At 58.3% G+C, this 17,077-nt stretch carries 16 protein-coding genes; 7 read left to right on the forward strand and 9 right to left on the reverse strand.

Going from position 1 to position 17,077, the window contains the following annotated elements:
- Window positions 1-10: 10 nt before the first annotated feature.
- The 4 genes from mdoH to CLH62_RS01955 form a co-directional block, all read right to left on the reverse strand.
- On the reverse strand, window positions 11-2,143 hold the full coding sequence (mdoH, locus tag CLH62_RS01940; RefSeq protein ID WP_228152748.1) for a glucans biosynthesis glucosyltransferase MdoH: 2,133 nt from the start codon (window positions 2,141-2,143) through the stop codon (window positions 11-13).
- The gene (locus CLH62_RS01945) at window positions 2,136-2,384 is read right to left on the reverse strand and encodes a hypothetical protein (RefSeq protein WP_099616465.1); all 249 of its coding nucleotides are present in this window, start codon (window positions 2,382-2,384) and stop codon (window positions 2,136-2,138) included. The genes mdoH and CLH62_RS01945 overlap by 8 nt, the downstream gene beginning before the upstream one ends.
- Window positions 2,385-2,402: 18 nt before the next feature.
- Window positions 2,403-3,956 (reverse strand): glucan biosynthesis protein G, encoded by a 1,554-nt coding sequence (locus CLH62_RS01950; protein ID WP_099616466.1) that lies wholly within the window; start codon window positions 3,954-3,956, stop codon window positions 2,403-2,405.
- Between the two features lie 90 nt (window positions 3,957-4,046).
- Window positions 4,047-5,222 (reverse strand): ShlB/FhaC/HecB family hemolysin secretion/activation protein, encoded by a 1,176-nt coding sequence (locus CLH62_RS01955; protein WP_143752344.1) that lies wholly within the window; start codon window positions 5,220-5,222, stop codon window positions 4,047-4,049.
- A 369-nt stretch (window positions 5,223-5,591) separates the two neighbouring features.
- Here CLH62_RS01955 and galU point away from each other — a divergent pair, with 369 nt between their 5' ends.
- Window positions 5,592-6,431, forward strand: a complete 840-nt coding sequence (gene galU / locus CLH62_RS01960; protein WP_099616468.1) for a UTP--glucose-1-phosphate uridylyltransferase GalU — start codon at window positions 5,592-5,594, stop codon at window positions 6,429-6,431.
- Window positions 6,432-6,445: 14 nt separating this feature from the next.
- On the opposite strand, the gene CLH62_RS01965 is transcribed toward galU, so the two are convergent.
- Window positions 6,446-6,682 carry a hypothetical protein gene (locus CLH62_RS01965; RefSeq protein WP_099616469.1) on the reverse strand — a complete coding sequence of 79 codons (237 nt, stop codon included), beginning with the start codon at window positions 6,680-6,682 and terminating at the stop codon, window positions 6,446-6,448.
- Window positions 6,683-6,825: 143 nt separating this feature from the next.
- Here CLH62_RS01965 and CLH62_RS01970 point away from each other — a divergent pair, with 143 nt between their 5' ends.
- On the forward strand, window positions 6,826-7,698 hold the full coding sequence (locus CLH62_RS01970; protein ID WP_099616470.1) for a RibD family protein: 873 nt from the start codon (window positions 6,826-6,828) through the stop codon (window positions 7,696-7,698).
- A 45-nt stretch (window positions 7,699-7,743) separates the two neighbouring features.
- On the opposite strand, the gene CLH62_RS01975 is transcribed toward CLH62_RS01970, so the two are convergent.
- From CLH62_RS01975 to CLH62_RS01990, 4 genes are read right to left on the reverse strand one after another with little or no spacing between them, the layout of a single operon-like run.
- Entirely contained in the window at window positions 7,744-8,697 is a 954-nt protein-coding gene (locus tag CLH62_RS01975) for a lysylphosphatidylglycerol synthase transmembrane domain-containing protein (RefSeq protein WP_099616471.1), read from the reverse strand.
- On the reverse strand, window positions 8,685-10,640 hold the full coding sequence (locus tag CLH62_RS01980; RefSeq protein ID WP_099616472.1) for a glycosyltransferase family 4 protein: 1,956 nt from the start codon (window positions 10,638-10,640) through the stop codon (window positions 8,685-8,687). Before CLH62_RS01980 ends, CLH62_RS01975 begins: the two co-directional genes overlap by 13 nt.
- The gene (locus tag CLH62_RS01985; RefSeq protein WP_099616473.1) at window positions 10,627-11,025 is read right to left on the reverse strand and encodes a 6-pyruvoyl trahydropterin synthase family protein; all 399 of its coding nucleotides are present in this window, start codon (window positions 11,023-11,025) and stop codon (window positions 10,627-10,629) included. The genes CLH62_RS01980 and CLH62_RS01985 overlap by 14 nt, the downstream gene beginning before the upstream one ends.
- A gap of 29 nt (window positions 11,026-11,054) precedes the next feature.
- Complete coding sequence (locus CLH62_RS01990; protein ID WP_322868517.1) at window positions 11,055-11,966, reverse strand: zinc-dependent alcohol dehydrogenase; 912 nt, start codon at window positions 11,964-11,966, stop codon at window positions 11,055-11,057.
- A 261-nt stretch (window positions 11,967-12,227) separates the two neighbouring features.
- Between CLH62_RS01990 and CLH62_RS01995 the strand changes: the two genes are divergently transcribed.
- The 5 genes from CLH62_RS01995 to CLH62_RS02015 all read left to right on the forward strand — a co-directional run bounded on the left by CLH62_RS01995 (window position 12,228) and on the right by CLH62_RS02015 (window position 17,071).
- Entirely contained in the window at window positions 12,228-12,962 is a 735-nt protein-coding gene (locus tag CLH62_RS01995; protein ID WP_099616475.1) for a CDP-alcohol phosphatidyltransferase family protein, read from the forward strand.
- On the forward strand, window positions 12,949-13,566 hold the full coding sequence (locus CLH62_RS02000; protein WP_099616476.1) for a YceI family protein: 618 nt from the start codon (window positions 12,949-12,951) through the stop codon (window positions 13,564-13,566). The genes CLH62_RS01995 and CLH62_RS02000 overlap by 14 nt, the downstream gene beginning before the upstream one ends.
- Window positions 13,567-13,698: 132 nt before the next feature.
- Window positions 13,699-14,772 carry a hypothetical protein gene (locus CLH62_RS02005; RefSeq protein WP_099616477.1) on the forward strand — a complete coding sequence of 358 codons (1,074 nt, stop codon included), beginning with the start codon at window positions 13,699-13,701 and terminating at the stop codon, window positions 14,770-14,772.
- Between the two features lie 102 nt (window positions 14,773-14,874).
- Complete coding sequence (locus tag CLH62_RS02010) at window positions 14,875-15,963, forward strand: hypothetical protein (protein ID WP_099616478.1); 1,089 nt, start codon at window positions 14,875-14,877, stop codon at window positions 15,961-15,963.
- A 157-nt stretch (window positions 15,964-16,120) separates the two neighbouring features.
- Complete coding sequence (locus CLH62_RS02015; protein WP_099616479.1) at window positions 16,121-17,071, forward strand: DMT family transporter; 951 nt, start codon at window positions 16,121-16,123, stop codon at window positions 17,069-17,071.
- Window positions 17,072-17,077 lie beyond the last annotated feature (6 nt).

The raw sequence follows: 17,077 nt of genomic DNA on the forward strand, positions 1-17,077 counted from the left end.
CAGGTTTCTGTCAGTACCTGGTCGCCCGGCTCCAACTGGTTCTGCCAAGAAAATTGATACGCCGGCCCCAGAAGCTGTCTGGTGGAGCCTGCCAGGCAAGCTTGTGCAGTTCCGCCAGCGACTGTCTGTCTCGGAATAACTGGCTGAGTTCGCTCCGCGACAGTGACTCGGGCCCTTCGCTGCTAAACCGCTCCACCAGGGGCGCCAGCAGCTCCGCCCTTCTGGTGAGACGGACATTGCGGGCAAGGGCCTGGTGTAGCCGGTTGAGCCTGGGCCGGACCACCGCAGCTTCCACCGCCGTCAACAATGATCTTTCTTCACCGTTACGCCTGGCTGTACGGGCGTCTTCCAATACCTTCACGGGCACTCGTTCTTCCGGTATCAACAGCATGCCCCAGGTTCGCAGGGCCTGACCTGCTCCAACCCGGCTCAGGAACACGGACGTGGGAGCCGCCAGCAACAGCGGAATAGCAACCGGCAGTGACCAGAGGAAGAACATGGGATCCAGGCTCCAGGCAAAGGCGGACCAACCTGCCGCGACCACCATTCCGGGAAGCTGGGTCAGGAAGGCGTCCCGCCAGGAGGTCTCCTGAGTGCGGTTCTGTCCGGCCCAGGTCAGCGACAGGTTCAACAAGGCGCCAATAACATAGCGGCTGTGGGCCATCATCCTTATAGGCGCAAGCAGGACCGAAACCACGATTTCAGCCAGGACACTGATAAACAGTCTCAAACCCCCGCCAAACTGCCTGGCCGTGCCGTGAATAACCGCGTCCAGAATGGCCAGGAATTTCGGGATAAACAGCAGCGAAAGAGTGCTTAACGCCAGGCCGAGTGCCCATTCCGGTCGCCATTCCGGCCACAACGGGAACAACCCCTGATGCCCCTCGGGGAAGTAATCGATTCTGGCGACAGTCATCTGTACCGCTTCCACGGTGGTCAGGATCAGGAACGCCAGCCAGAGTGGCGAAGCCATATAAGCCATGACCCCGTTCAACAGAGCCATCCTGTGGGCCAGCCGGAGCCGGCGCCCGAACAGCAGAATCCACAAATGCTGGAGATTCCCCCGGGACCAGCGATTGTCACGGGAGAGTTCGTCCGACAGCGTTGGCGGAGACTCCTCGAAACTGTTGCCAAGGCCGGGCTCCAGCCAGACTTCGTAACCGGCTCTTCCCATGTAGGCGGCTTCGACAAAGTCGTGGCTCATGATAGGCCCCCGGAACAGGCCGAACCCGCGCAGTTTGCGCAGACCGCAATGCTCCATAAAGGGTTTGATCCGGATAATGGCGTTGTGCCCCCAGAATGCGGCGTCGCCCATCTGGATGGCGGCAAGACCAGTGGCGAACAGGGTGGAATAGAGGCGGTTGGAGAACTGCTGCACCCTTGCAAACAATGACTCACCGTTGATGATGGAGGGCGCCGTCTGCAGTATGCCAACCTTCGGCTCACGTTCCATAAGTTGAACCATGCGCACGATGGTGTCGGCACTGAGCAGGCTGTCGGCATCGAGAACCACGGTGTAGCGGTAGCGGCGGCCCCAGCGGCGCAGGAAATCCGCCACATTGCCACTCTTGAAGTTGAGGTTTACCCTCCGCCGGCGATAAAACAGCCGCCCTTCGGCCCCAAGCTCCCGGCACAGTTGATACCAGGTGGCCTGCTCCTCAAGCCAGACGTTAGGGTCGCGGCTGTCCGAGAGAATATAGAATTCAAACTGGTCCAGATGGCCGGAGCGTTCAAGGTCCTGATACACCGCCTTGAGCCCACTGAGAGTCCAGTAAACGGGCTCGTGATAGACCGGCATGATGATGGCCGTCCTGGCTAATGGTGTTGCCTCCAGATCCTTTCCGGCATGCCGCTTCAGCAAGCTGTGGCGGTCTCCACCCACCAGCCTGAGCAGAAAACCGAATACGGCCGTCCAGAAGCCAACGGCAATCCACATGTACAGCAGCGCGAACAGCACCAACAGCCCCAATTCGACCATGGTGCCGCCGTGGTACGGTAAAACCCAGAGCAGAAAATAGCAGGCGGTAAGCGTTTGCCCCAGCACGAAAATGGTTAGCAGCAGGCGTCTGAAGGTGGCGACTCTGCGCCAACTGCCGGAACGTCTCCGAACCAGTGTGGCTTCCCTGTCGGCCATGTCATTCATAGCCTATGTGCCCCCGCTTCAGTGGTGGGTTGGCATCCGGAATGCTCTCATGGGGGCGCTCGAAAATATCGGGAATGCTGTCGATACAGCGGGCGGGCAGGTCCGGCCCGGCGCCCATTGCCATCGACGTCTCCACAAGGCGAAGGGCTCGCCTGCAGGCGTCTGTTGTCAATGCAACGCCATCGTCATCCAGGTAGGTCAGTACCCGTTCCAACGCTTGCTGACACAGGATCTCGGGCATGATCAGGGTTCCCTCCCTTCATGGTCTGCTCTGAACGGCCCTGGAAGCCTCGAACAACGGATAGGACCAGACTTCCGTCAGGGGCTTGTCATCCAGCAGTAACTGGCCACGAAGAACGGTATCCTTTCCTTTGCCAGGGCGCACCAGCATGGACAGTCGCCAGTTGTTGTCGGCCTCAATGAATTCGACATAATGCTCAACGATTTCAAAGCCGTCGCCACTGGCCCCTGCACTGACGCTGTCGATCACCGCGGCATCCGGTTTGAGTTCGTCAAGTGGGCCACCGGCAAAATCAACGATGATTCGGTAGGCATTCTCTGCTTCGCCACCTCCGGTGCGGTTACCATCCCCCACGAACGTATTCACCACTCGCCCGGTGTCCTGACCAGCCACATCACTGCCACCAAAGCTGAGTGTATAGGCAAATTGGTAGTGAGCGCCGGCACTCGCGTCTTGCCCTGGCTTCCAGAAAGCGACGATGTTGTCGTTAGTTTCGGAATCCGTGGGAATCTCGACCAGTACGACTTCACCATCTGTCCAGCCTTTCCGCGGTGATACCCAGGCGCTGGGACGCAAATCATAGCGCGCCTCGGCATCCTCAAACTGGTGAAAGGCGATGTCTCTCTGAATGAGGCCAAACCCACCGAGGCGGTTCACCTGCAAATAACCAAGGGTGAGGCGGGAGGGATTGACCAGTGGACGCCATAACCATTCACCACTGCCCACGTCGTGAATCAGCAGGCCGTCTGAGTCGTGAACCTGTGGCCGCCACTCGCCAGGCGGGCGAGCCGTATTTTCACCGTAATAGAACATGGAGGTGAGCGGTGCAAATCCCGGCTGGTCCACTGCATTTCGGAAAAACAGTTCGGCCGTGACATCAATCCGGGTAGTTGGGCCGGGTTGTATATCAAAGCTGTAGGCCCCGGACACGCTGGGGCCGTTCAGCAACCCGTATACCCGCATTCGATCACTGCCGCCGCCGGGGCGCTCAAGCCAGAATTCAACAAACGAGGGAAACTCTTCGCCGGAGGGCAGGCCCGTGTTCACAGCGATGCCTCTGGCCGAAAGCCCGAACCGGTTAGCCGTCCCCACTCCCCGGAAGTAACTTGCACCGGCAAAAACCAGAAACTGATTCTGCTCCGTTCCGTCGCCCAAAGGAAACGTGAGCTTGAAGCCGGCGTGACCGAGATTGGCGGGTATTCGCTTGGCAAGGTCAGAGTTGGGAAAGCTGTAGGCAGACTTGTCGAAAGGTATGGGTTCTACACCGTCCGCGTCAATCTCGTTCAGTTGCACTGTATGGGTGTAAAAATTGCCAGGTGGCACCGTCATGACCTGAAAACGGGAACGACCTTCCCGCCAGAGACTCGCCTCGGGATTGAACCGAATGGCCTGATAACTCTGGTAATCCAGATCTCTGAGAAATCCCGGCACCTCAGTTGGCGGCACATATTTGGCTTCGGCCAGGGCCCTGGCCTTGTCGACCACCTCTGCGAACTCAAAAGCCTGAGCGGTACCAATATAGAGAAAGCACTGCAATGTGAGCAGCGTGAGCAATCTTGTCCCTGAGCGCATGGTTCTCCATCCCCATTAGCATTCCTTAGAATAGTAATGTAGCACCTGCGGTCGAAACTTACTCAAGTGACAACTTTTTAAGACTCGGGGTCAGATCCCCATGGACAGCGAGAACCGCACGTCCGGATAATCGGGAATAGTCAGAGCCATGGTGGAGGCCCGGATCATCCGGCCAACGCTGACGTTGGCGGTAAAGGCCCGGCCCTGCATCTTCAGTGAGACCTGGCCCGCGCTGGCGTTACCGTCGCGGTTTGCCTGGGCCCCGTAATCGGGAATCCAGCCCTGCAGCACGGCAAAGTTCACACTGGTCAAAACGCCGTCCATGTATGGCATGGGCCAGGCTGGGCTGGCTGTATCGAATCTCAGCCAGCCACCTCTGAACACAGAAACGGACTGGCCATTGAAACCGGTGAGCATGGACGGGCCGGCGACCGTCAGGTATTCCGACGACGGGAGATCTTCATCCGCAAACTGATACCGTCCGTTCACCCGCCAGCTCCACTGGAACAATTCATGCTCAACAGAAGCGGAAACGGCGAACTTATAGAATTTACTTTCATCCGCCACGTCATCATGGGACGGGTAATCGGTTGCACGGAATTCGCGGCCACTCAACGCCAGAAACCGGGTGTTGGCGACCAGGCCGGCGGCCAGTTCATGGCCTCCGCTGGCCTCCAGGCCAATGGACGAAAGCTGGTAACGCGATTCTGAAACCAGGCTGTCTTCCTCAAAGAATACGCTGTCCCGGCCCCGATGCCGGGCGATGCCATCGAAAGCCATGCCGAACCGGGAGAATAGCGGTCTGCTCGCCCCCAGACCGAGCACACGGGATTCACCACTGGCGTTAAAGCGGCGGCCAGCATTGCTGGCCGCGTAATCGTAACGGGAGCTCCCCGCCTCAATACGCACCTGATTCGCCCCTGCCGGGAAACGATAGCGGAATGACGCCGCACTGGAGTCGGTCTCGTTCTTGTAGGATCGGGCATCACGGTAGTCAAACCCAATGGCATCACTCTTGCCGAGCAGTCTGTCCGCGGCCACCCCCACGGAGCCATCGATGCCATCAGTGTTCAGTTCCGTCCTGCCGGAAAACTTCAACCGAGACCTCAACCAGTGTTCGCGCTCCTTCCGGAACGCGTCCACACTGCCGGCAAAATTGCTCGAATAAGGCTGCCAGCCAGTACGGAGCCACGAGCCGCCTTCTTCTGCGTAGAGAGGCTGAGTGACTGCGCACAACAACAGTGCAGTTAAAAGTGGCAATTTCAATGTAATAAGGTCCTGCCAGAAAGCGCCGGCCACAGCACGAAAGGAAAGCCGCTTAATCTAAATATTTTTTCATGCAGGGAATGTATGGCACCCGGGACGATAAATCCAGCGGCTGTTTCCAAAAATTACAAACGAAATATGTCAATAATACAGTCACTTACTGATGCATTTGAAGGTTTTTTCTATGCAAATCAACAGACAATACCGAGGGTGACGGAGTGCCCTTTTTTACCATTCTTTACAATTCAGTACCGGGCCCTCCATTTCGACCAACAACTTGGTTACACTTGGCATGGTTAATGTGTCCCCCCTTCACGGACGACCGACTGACAGCAGGCGGTGACCCAAGCGAATAAAAGGACGAGCGTTATGATCAAGAAGTGTCTGTTCCCCGTGGCCGGATACGGCACCCGATTTCTTCCGGCGACCAAGGCCATGCCGAAGGAAATCCTGCCGATTGTTAACAAACCTCTGGTTCAGTACGGCGTTGAAGAAGCCGCCGAAGCCGGCATTCACGAATTCGGCTTTGTAACCGGGCGAGGCAAACGGGCGATAGAAGACCATTTCGATATCAGCTATGAGCTGGAGCACCAGATTGCCGGTTCCGGCAAAGAAGATCTGCTGGCGTCAATCCGTGATCTGATTGATCACAACAGCTTTGCTTTTACCCGCCAGAATGAAATGAAGGGGCTGGGCCACGCCATCCTCACCGGCCGCAATCTTGTGGGAGACAATCCGTTTGCGGTGGTCCTGGCGGATGACTTCTGTATCGGCCCCGAGGATGGCGAAGATGGCGTTCTGACTCAGATGGTGAAGCTATACAACCAGTTCCGTTGCTCCATTGTTGCCATTGAGGAAGTGCCTGAGGATGAGACCCACAAATATGGTGTGATTGCCGGTGAATCCATGAAGGATGGCCTCTACCGGATCACCGACATGGTGGAGAAACCGGCGCCGGAAGACGCGCCCAGTAACCTGGCGATTATCGGTCGGTACATTCTTACGCCGGACATTTTCGACATCATTGAGCGCACCCCGGCGGGCAAGAACGGTGAAGTACAGATTACCGATGCGCTACTGGAGCAGGCGAAAAACGGTTGTGTGCTGGCGTACCAGTTCAAGGGCCGCCGTTTCGACTGCGGCAGCATTGATGGCTTTGTGGAAGCCACCAACTACGTCTACGAGAATATTTACAAGAAGGGTAAGTAGGCTCCCGGGCCGGCCTAGCGGCCCAGGATCTGAAGGATCATTCGCCGGTTTTCCGCGGTCGTTCCGCGGAACCGGCGAAGCAGTTCCATCTCCTCCGCAGTCAGTTGCGCCCGCTCAAGTTCTTCCTCCAGCTCATCCAGCGACAACAGAAGATCATCGCTTTTATCGAGGGCAATACCCGGTAGCTCAAGTTGCCCGTCGTATTCGGGCTCCTCTGGCTCCCAGTGCTGAATGGGTTGCGAGTGCTGCATGGCCAACGTACCTCGTCATTCAAACCGGAACGCGTGTCCCGGATAATGCCCTGCGAAGTGAATCAATCTGGAAATGTAACGTACATATAGCTTTGCACACAATCTGCCTATACTGAATATGGCAACAACCAAACAGGATGTTTATGGTGGCAAGAACCCTGGATACCGACTTGGCATGGGAGTTGGTGCTTAGCGCAGTAGATCGCAGTAATGTGACACTGGCATTGCCAGGCACAGACACGGCGGCCGTAAAACTCAACGGCCACGGGGCGTGGCACCTGATTCAGCCGGCCACCGGCGAGGCGAAGGACCTGCTTTCGATTTTCTTACCGCTTTGTCGCCCACTGCCTTCGGATGGTCGCTCGAAGGTCATTGGCCAATTGGGCCAGAGCCTGGACGGACGCATTGCGACGGTTACCGGCCGCTCCCGCTTTATCAATGGCGATGATGGCATTACTCACCTGCACAGGATTCGGGCAGTCTCCGATGCGGTGATCGTGGGTGCCGGCACCGCCTCCACGGATAATCCCCGCCTTACCGTTCGGCGCACAAGTGGCCGAAATCCGGTGCGAGTCGTAATCGACCGTCATCGCCGGGTGCCAGACAGCCATTTCCTGTTCACCGATGGCGAAGCCCCTACTCTGCGCCTGGTCGCCGGCACCTATGAAAAACAGGACCACACGGCGATAGCGCCAGGCGTTACCGAAGTGCCCTGTCTGGGCGACGAGAGTTCGAGTGAGCCGGTGGACCCCAGGCTGATTCTGGAAGTTCTGGCAGATTTCGGATTGAGAAAGATCTTTGTAGAAGGCGGCGGTGTGACGGTTTCGTCGTTTCTCAATGCAGGCTTACTGGACCGGCTGCACGTGATGGTCGCACCCATGATTATTGGAAGCGGCCGGCCCGCCTTCTCACTTCCGGAAATCGATTTTCTGGACGATGCCCTCCGGCCCCGGGCGCAGCTGGTCAATCTTGGCAGCGACATGCTGTTTGATCTGGATTTCTCCGGTAAACAGTAGGTCGGATTAGCCGAAGGCGTAATCCGACAAACAGAAACCGCAAGCTCACGCTACCCGTGGCTTGCCGGCAAACACAAAAGCCATACCTGGCAAACTCGATACCAACACCAAGGCACCGTACCCCACGCTCAGTGCCACGCCTTGTTCCGCCGGCAAGCCCACCATGGGCCAAAGCACAGCGGCGGCACCTTCCCTGATACCCCAACCGGCAACGGTAAGGGGGACAACCATGCTCAGCAGCAGAATGCTGCCCAGTGCAATTATGACGGCCGCCGCTTCAAGGCTATTCAGATACCCTGCCCCCCAGGCCAGGCACAGGAACACGCCCAGATAACTCGCCAGCACCAGCAAGGAAGAACCAACCTGAACCGGCAGGACCGGCCAGCGCAGTAACGATCTGAAAAGATCCCGGCGAAGGTGTCTCAGATAGGCTGCCAGTCTCTCCAACAGCCTCTCAAACATTCCCGAGGTCAGGGCCAGCCAGAGTGCAACTGCGAGGCACAGGATGCCTGAAACAAGCCAGAGGCCGTCATCAATTGACCGGGGAGCAAACTGGCCGGTTTGAAACAGCCAGAGAACAGAAACGGCAACGACCAGGGCAAGCACGAGCTGGCCAGACAGGCGTTCGATGGCTACCCCGTGCACCGCAGACAGCCGCTCGCCTGCTTCGCGCCCGTGTCTCCAGGCTCGGTTCACATCCCCAAGCACCCCGCCTGGCAATACCTGGTTCAGGAATGTGGCCAGATAATATTCCCGTACCGCGACGCCAAAGGGCAGCGAAAGCCCGAGTCGTTCCACGGTATACCGCCAGCGCCAGGCCGACAGGGCCACCTGTAACACCGTGAGCGCGAAAGCTGGCAATAAAATAATTGGAGAAATGCGACCGAGCTCCTGCCAGAGCTCGCTGCCATCCACTGACCAGACCACCAGGCCGATCAGCAGGGCGGTAAACAGCCATCGTGCGGCTAATCGTGCCTGTCTGGTGTTCAGGTCGGCCAAGTTGCCTCTCCGGGCGGCAGTGCCAGCAAATCAATATGGTCTACCGAGACACTCAGGTGCCCTTCAGCCAGCTGAGCGCTTCGGGTTTGAAGCCAACCAGTCAGCTTTTCAGTACAGTCGGGTTCCTGCTCAATCGCCGCCTGTACCCAATCCGCCATGAGCATTTGTGTCAGCGCTGCGTCACCGGCACCCAGTTTCCACACAGATTCTGCCAACTCAACGTCGTAACCCTGTTCGACGAGCCTTCTTTGCAGCATCGCTGACGCCTCCGGGCCGAGGGCCGCACCTGTTCCCTTATCACCGTGCTGGTGCCGGTTCACCAATTCCTGGAGCAGCGAATCATCGGGATGCGCCGGCGACAGCTCGAAATGCCCGGCATAACTCAGCACAATCAGGACGGCCGCTTTTCTGGCAACCACGGCTTTGGTTAATGCAAGCAGCCAGCGTTCTGAGACCAGATCGATCAGGGCGGACGCTGTCACCAGTGCCACACCCGGAGCCAGGTACTGCCCGATGTTTTCCGGAGTCAGTTGCACGGCCTCCGTCTCGAACGGCACATCCAACGTCTTGGCACGCTGTTTTGCTTCACGCAGCAATCCGGCGTCCTGGTCAATGGCCAGCCAGGCCTGAGGCACCGGCAGGGCACGTATCAGAAACATCGCGTTGGAGCCCCGCCCGGTACCGAGATCAACAATCTGCAGGGGTTTGTGGCGACTCCCGGGTTCCTGATCTGCGTAGTGTTTACACAGCCAGCGGTTGAGGCTTTCAGTCAGCTGCCGGGAGCGTGCCCGTTGGTCCGCGTTTTCCCTCGCCACCAGCCAGGAGCTGGCAAACTCGGAATGCTGATGGGTGCGCTGGTTGAAACCGTTGAAATACGTTACAGCGGCCATGAAATCGGTGGCCGTGTCCGACCATGACCGGATCCGCCTGGATTCCTTCTTCGCCAACTTGCGGGCGTGTTGCAATTCTTCCGGGTGTTCCAACCAGCGCCTGATCCGCGCGGCCAGGGCTCTCACATCGCCGGCACTATACTGAACCACACCCGGACGCGCACCGGTACTGGCCAGGGCTCCGCCGTCCGACGAGATAACAGGCAGGCCTGCAGACAGAGCTTCATCGATCACCATGCCGTAGCCCTCGTAGAGAGAGGGAAACACAAAGAGATCCGATTGCTGGTACAGATCCGCCAGCTCAGTTTCACCCAGTTCGCCCGTGAGTTCGATCCTGCCTTCAAGGTCTGCTTCCAGGATCAACTGCCGCACGCACTCGCCATACTCCGCATTGCGGGTGTCCGAACCGACCAGGAGGCAGTGCCAGGGGATCGATTTGAGGGATTGCAGCGCCTCGATCAGTTGATGCTGGGCCTTCCTCGGCGAAAGATGTGCTACACATAGAAGCCGGGGCACCCGGTGTTCAGCCGATGCGGCTTGGGGGCTTGCCCGGCTCGCGACTCTGGTGACACCCGGCTCGGCAACTCGGACCCCTGCCGCCAGGACATCGTAAGCTGCCAGCCGCGATGCGGTAGGTCGACTGGTGGTGACAATCCCCTTTACAAAAGTAAGAGCTCGTTTTTCCGCTTCAAAAAACCAGTCTCTGTCCGCCTCACTCAGGCCGGTTTCATCCGCCAGTGGATGATGCACCAGCGCCAGTAACTGGAGGCGGTCGTGGTGTTTATTGACGACCTCCGGGAGGCCGCCCATGGCAAGCCCGTCCAACACCACGCAAGCGCCATCCGGCATCGCGCCAAGGTGCTGGTCCAGTGCGTTCAGGGCCGCATCATCCGGGCGCGGGAACCGACCCGGCAAACCAGTCACGCGAGCCTTGGTGCCCCGTTCATTGAGTGCCTCCACCAGCTTGCGCACATAACGATAGCCGCCGGTGTTCTGTTCCGGATCCCCCGGAACCAGAAACTCAATGACGCCCGGCGCTTCAGATTCCGGCATGGTAGCTGGCCCAGGCGATATGGGATTCAGAGAGTGCAACTTTCAGGCTGACGATGCCCTGTCCGGTCTCGCCCAGCTTCCCCCCGTGGATAGCCGCAGCCATGCGATCGAACACCATCCTGGCCATGAATTCGGTGGTGGTGTTCCGGCCCGACAGTTCCGGCAGCTCATCCAGGTTCTGCATGTTGAACTCGGCCAGGATCCCTTTCAGGACCTCGGAGGCCAGGCCGATGTCGACAACCAGGTCATCCTTGTCGAGCTGATGGCGCTCAAAGGTAACGTCCACCACGTAGGTGGCACCGTGCAACTTCTGCGCCGGACCAAAGATCTCTCCGTTGAAACTGTGGGCAATCATCATGTGGTCCCGAACGGTCAGGCCGAACATAGCGTCTCCTTGTAGGTGATAATTTCCGGTCAGTAAACAACCCGGTGGCACAGTGTATCGCGGCCATCAATCAGAATTCGTGGCATGGATTTTGGCAGCTCATCAAACTGGCACTCACCGGTAATCAGGACGTCCAGGGTTTCGTCCTGCAGTAACTCCAACGCAAGCGCCAGGCGTTTCCGGTAGTCCCAGCGAGGTACCCTGGCCGGACTAATCTGGCCCACCTGGCTTGATTTCAGAGTCAGTCTGCGTGGATGGAAGGCAGCACCGAGTGGCGCGGACACCGGCTGGTCCCCGTACCAGCTCATTTCCACGATGGTGGCTTCCTGGCCCGCCAGGCCCAGAGCCGTTTCAAGGCCAGATGGGTGCCCGCTGGCGTGTATCACCAGATCGTGATCATCGGGACCGGATTCGCTGCTGAATGTTAACCCCAGAGCTTCGGCCACAGCCTGCCTGTCGGGATTGGTGTCGATGGCTGTTACCCGGGTGCCGGGAATACGGCTGGAGAGCCAGGCGACGAGAAGCCCGACCACCCCCAGACCAACCACGGCAATGCGGTCACCCACAGCCGGCGAGCCGTCCCAGAGTCCGTTGACGGCGGTTTCCATATTGGCTGCAAGTATCGCCCGCTCAGGGGGCAAGCCCGAAGGTAGCGGTGTCACCGCCGCTGCTGGCACCCGGTATCGGTCCTGATGGGGATAAAGGCAGAAAACCGTTTGCCCCTGCAGTTCGGCGGGCCCGTCGACGACGCGACCGACGCTGGCGTAGCCGTATTTGACCGGCCAGGGGAAGTCTCCTTCCTGGAAGGGTGCCCGCATGCGGGAGTGCTCTGTTTTAGGCACCCGGCCATGAAAAACCAGCGATTCGGTGCCCCGGCTGATACCTGAGTAAAGCGATTCAACGGTGACAAAAGCGCCGTTGTCGTCAGCCCCGGGCGGCATTAAAGGCGTTTCCAGAATTTCACCCTTGCCAGCGCCGGTCACCCACCAGGCCCTGGCCAACTGCTCGGGGTTCTTGCCATTGGAATTGGATTGCAATCGAAACTCCTTTCTTTGCAGTGGCACCGCCGCAGTGCCCGGGCTGAACCTTAAGGTCTGAATGCGGTCTACGCTCGTAAGCACGGAAGGACAGATCAACTATAGTCAGTGTACAACGCATCCGCGGTATTTGATGTCTTCAAACCTATACGCTGGAGTTCGGTGATGGATTCTAACGGCCAATCCGCTTCAATCAGGATTCCGCTTCCGCTGGATCTGGCCTGGGGTTTTGGTCTTGTACTCACCCTCAGCTTCGCAGCTGATCGACTTACCGATCTACCCACCCTGTTCTTCCCATTCGTGTTTGTACTTTACGGCACGGTTGCCGGCTGCCTGTTCCGCTACTGGCCCCCAGCCCGTGATTTCGGCTGGGCTAACCGGGCAACCCTGCTCAGGGGTAGCCTGGTGGTTGTGCTGGTGGCATTGGCACCCTTTGCTGGCCTCATAGAAGGCAGCCTCTGGCTATACGGCTGGGTGGCGTTGCTTGCCCTGATTCTGGACGGTGTTGACGGCAAGGTGGCAAGGGCTACCGGATCCCAGAGCGAATTCGGCGCACGTTTCGACATGGAGCTGGATGCGCTGTTCATCCTTGGCCTCTGTGTCGCCGTTCTGGCGCTGGATAAAGCGGGCATCTGGGTGCTGGCCCTTGGCCTGATGCGCTATGCGTTCATCGGCGCCAGCCACTTTCTGAACTGGCTCAACGCCCCGCTTCCCGAAAGTTTCCGACGTAAAACGATCTGCGTGTGGCAGATCGTGACCCTTTTGGTGGCGGTACTGCCGCCGGTAAATGACCTGTTTGCCAGCACCACACTCGCAACGGCACTTGCCCTGCTCCTGTGGTCGTTTTATCTGGATGTCCGCTGGCTTTATCAAAGGAGAGATTCCAATGCTGTTCGCTAATCGAAAAAACCTGTTCCGTTCGGCCCTCGCCTTCCCAGCGGCGCTGGCACTCAGCCCCGCAGCAATGGCTGAACCAAAAACCTATGTGATTGACGACGAGCATTTTTCCATCGTGTTCGAAATCATGCACATTGGCTATGCCCCGGTGATGGGTATGTTCCGGCAAGTTGAAGGCGAGTTTGTCTACGGTGAAGAAGCCAGAGAACTCAGCTCCGGCCAGCTGGTGTTCAAAAGCAACAGCGTGTACACCAACCATGAGAAACGGGATGATCATGTGCGCGGCACGGATTTCCTGAGCAGCAAGAAGTATCCGGAAATCACCTATACCGTCACCGACTTTGAAACCACCGGAGAGAACACCGGCAAGGTAACCGGCGATCTGGAAATGCTAGGCCAGACAAAGCCGGTAGTGCTGGACGTTACCCTTAACAAGGCCGCTGTTTACCCGTTCGGGCACGAAGAATACACCCTCGGCATCAGTGCCTCCACAACCCTCAAACGCAGTGACTGGGGCATGACCTACGGTCTGGACCCGGCCATGGTTGGTGATGAAGTTACCCTGCGATTCGGATTCGAGGCGATTCGGGAATCTGGAATGTTCTGAGTCTCCACGCCCGAGAATGTGACTCGCATCACAACGCCGACACATTCTGTTACATAACCGGGCCAGATTTTTGGGGTCCGGCATAAAGCCCGTTATGTTTAGGAGGACAAAAAACGAAAAGGAAACCGGCGCATGGTCCGAAAGGCGCTGCTGCTTCTGACACTGTTGTCCACCAGCGTGGTCGGGATGGGTTATATCCTGTCTGACGAGAATCGTTCTGCGTTTCGGTGGTTTACCGACCTGACCATCGGAGCGCCTTCTGCGACTGCCGAGAAAGCCGCCTCCGCCGCCCCTGACGCTTCACCGGCCATTGACCAGCCGCCCAAGCCACCCGCCGACAATGCCCTCGGGTTTATGCTGGCCAGTGTTGCTGAGCATTACGAACAGTCTACCCGTTACCCGGCCTGGTCCGTCCCGCTCAGCGAAGCACAGGCGAAGGCCTACCAGGGTAACCGTTACGAGCCGGTCAGCCTTCCGCTGGAGGGTGATGGGCAGTTTACCGTCACGCTCGAGAAATACCGGTTCACCCGGGGCGAAACGATTCTAGTCGCCGCCGTCATTCAGGGCTCCCAGGTTGTTGGCGGCTCACTCACCGCAACTCTTGAAAAACCGGACAGCCGGAAGGCTGTTGCCAGTACCAACCTTGAGCAAGCCGGTTCGGTGGGCTACTTCGAGGGAACGTTGGAGGCGAGTGAGGAGCCCGGAGAATACCGCCTGATCGTGGAGGCTCGCCTGGACGGGCGGCCCGTTCGGCACGCATCTCCGCTTACCATCGAGCCTTATCTCGGCGATTTCGGAGGGCTCGGTGAGCCTCACGTCAGTAACAACAATCTGATTATTCCTGTCAGGTTCTCGCCCGAGAAGCCGGGTTTCTATGCGCTCTCCGCCCAGCTGTACTCCGGTCAGCGCCCTGTTGCCCAGCTGCAGATGGAGCAGCGGCTGGACGGCACATCAGACACTATCAACCTCAAGGCTCACGGCACTGTATTGGCCAACAGGCCCGAGGTCGGTCAGCTCCAGCTACGTCATATCCAGATACGGCAGCTGCCCGCCAGACCCGGCGACCGGACCAATTATGCGTTCGGGCCCGAGAAAGGCTACGTATTCACACCACCGGATCTTGATGATCTGACGGATACCCCGGCGGTGGATCCCGAATCGGAACAACGGGCGGCGCTGCTCCGGCAGCTTGCCGACAAGTTCTGATGGCAGGGCCCAGACCCTGCGCCGGCTGACGCCGGGATGTACCGCCGCGAACGGCGGAGAAACGTCTTGTGACAACAATAATTCAGCAAAGACGGAGCAAATATGAAAACAACAAAGATCGGAAGTGCCTGTAAGGCCGCCCTGGCGGTCGTCATCACCGGTGGTCTGTTTACCGGGACCGCCCAGGCCCAGCTGGCCGGACATAACGTCGTGCTGGTGCACGGCTTTCAACAGGAAGACCTGGCCAACCCCCCGGCCAATCTGCAGGAAGTAAAAGACGCCGGCGAGAACTACTGGCGAACTTTCTGGTTGTCACGTTCCGAAGCCCGTATTGACTGGGCCAGTGACGGGCGGGTTGAGGGCGGCATCGCCCAGCAGGCCTATCAACAGCTGCGCCAGATCAGCCAGCAGGGTTTGTGCAACACCTACTGCATTGTCGTCTCCCACTCCACCGGCGATCTGGTTACCCGCTACCTTCTGGAAAACCAGGCCCGCTGGCTTCAGTCTGAAGGGCTACAACCGCTGAAAATTCTGGCGGCCGTCGACTACTCCGGCGCCGGCGGTGGTACTGAACTGGCGAACCTGGCAATGAGCCTGGCCTATAACGACAGCTGGTACAACTGGCCCCTGCGGGCGGCTGTTGAGGCGTTCACCGGCATTGAACCCGAACCGGGCAAACTGGGTGTGGTAAACGATCTGCAAACCAACACGGCCCGCAACCTGGCCATAGGCCCGAATTCGATTCCCCGGCTACGCTTTGTGGCGGGTGGCTCCTCCTACGGAGGCATCACCAAGCCATTTATTGCCGGAACCGACGACGGCGTAGTCCCTACACATTCCGCTTGCGGTGCCACCACGGCGGAAGGGATTGATTCCTGCTCCTCGAGCGTCAGCCTGGCCGGTAAGGTCACCAGCCAGAATGGTCCTGATGGGCTGTACTACAACCACTACCCGGTGCTGATGAACGAGGGCGTAACCCACAGTGGCGTGCTCGGATCCGAGTCCGGAAACATCTCAGTGCCGGTGGTGAACAACACCACGCTGAATGGCCTGCGAGTGGATTTCGCCAGCCGCACCTACAATCAACGGGCGTGGTGGCAATGGTGGGGATCCGGTGACCGGTATATTGAGGTTCCGGGCTCAGACCAGACCGACATGTCGAACCTGGTGTACAGCACTCTCAACAACTGACGCCACTGCAATAGTGGCTCAGTAAGGAACTCTGTGGCTCAGGGACGAGCCTTTTCCTGTCTTGGTATTTTTACCCATCTTTTCTTTTTAGTTCGCAAACTATACATTGATTCGCTTCTCCCACTGATTCACCGGTTGCCTGTAAAGCGATTACCCAATGTCTGACGCGCACAAATCCGATCTGTTACTGGTTGTTGTTACCCTGTTTGCGGCCATCAGCTGGATGTTTTCCAAAGAAGCCGTTCTCCTGATGCCGCCACTTATGTTCATGGCCGCCAGATTTCTGATTGCCGGTGTGATTCTCGCTTTCTTTGCCCGCCGCTCCCTGATGGCCCTCAGCAAGGATCAGGTGCGCCGCTGTGTCGGCGTGGGGCTGGTATTTGGCACGGCCATGACCTGCTGGGTGATGGGTCTGTTTCATGGCACCAGCCTGGGTGAAGGCGCGTTTCTGACCAGCCTGGGCGTTGTTATTGTGCCCATCATTGCCCGACTGGTATTCAAGGAAGCCCAGCCACCAAGCACCTGGCTGGCAATTCCCATTGCCATTGCAGGTCTTGCCCTGCTCTCTCTGAAGAACGGTTTTCGGCCAGAGGCAGGCCAGATCTTCTTCGTGATGGCTGCAACAATCTTTGCCCTGTACTTCACCCTCAATACCCGGGCTGCCAACCAGAGAACGGTGGTGGACCGGCGGGGCGAGACCGTGGAAAAGCACCGGGTGCCCGCCCTGCCCCTGACCGCCCTCGCCCTGCTTACGGTAGGCCTGCTGACCTTCGTGGAATCCATGATTCTTGAACAATGGCAGCCAACCCTGAGCGACCCGGACCCTCTGTTGATCTGGTGGGTTCTAGCCAGCGCGGTGGTTGGTACCGCCGGACGTTTCCTGATTCAGACCTTCGCCCAGAGCCTGTCCGCAAACAGCCATGGCGTAGTGATTCTGGTCCTGGAGCCGGTCTGGGTAGCTTTGTTCGCCGCGGGCTGGTTCGGTGAGACCATGACCGGCATTCAGTTGGCAGGATGCGGCCTGATCTTCGCGGCACTTATCGTGAACCGGTGGGCGGTATTGAGCAAAGCCATCAAGGAAAAGCTGCGGAGCCGGAAAACCGCATAACAGTAA

The sequence above is a fragment of the Marinobacter guineae genome (genome assembly GCF_002744735.1).
GTDB lineage: Bacteria > Pseudomonadota > Gammaproteobacteria > Pseudomonadales > Oleiphilaceae > Marinobacter > Marinobacter guineae.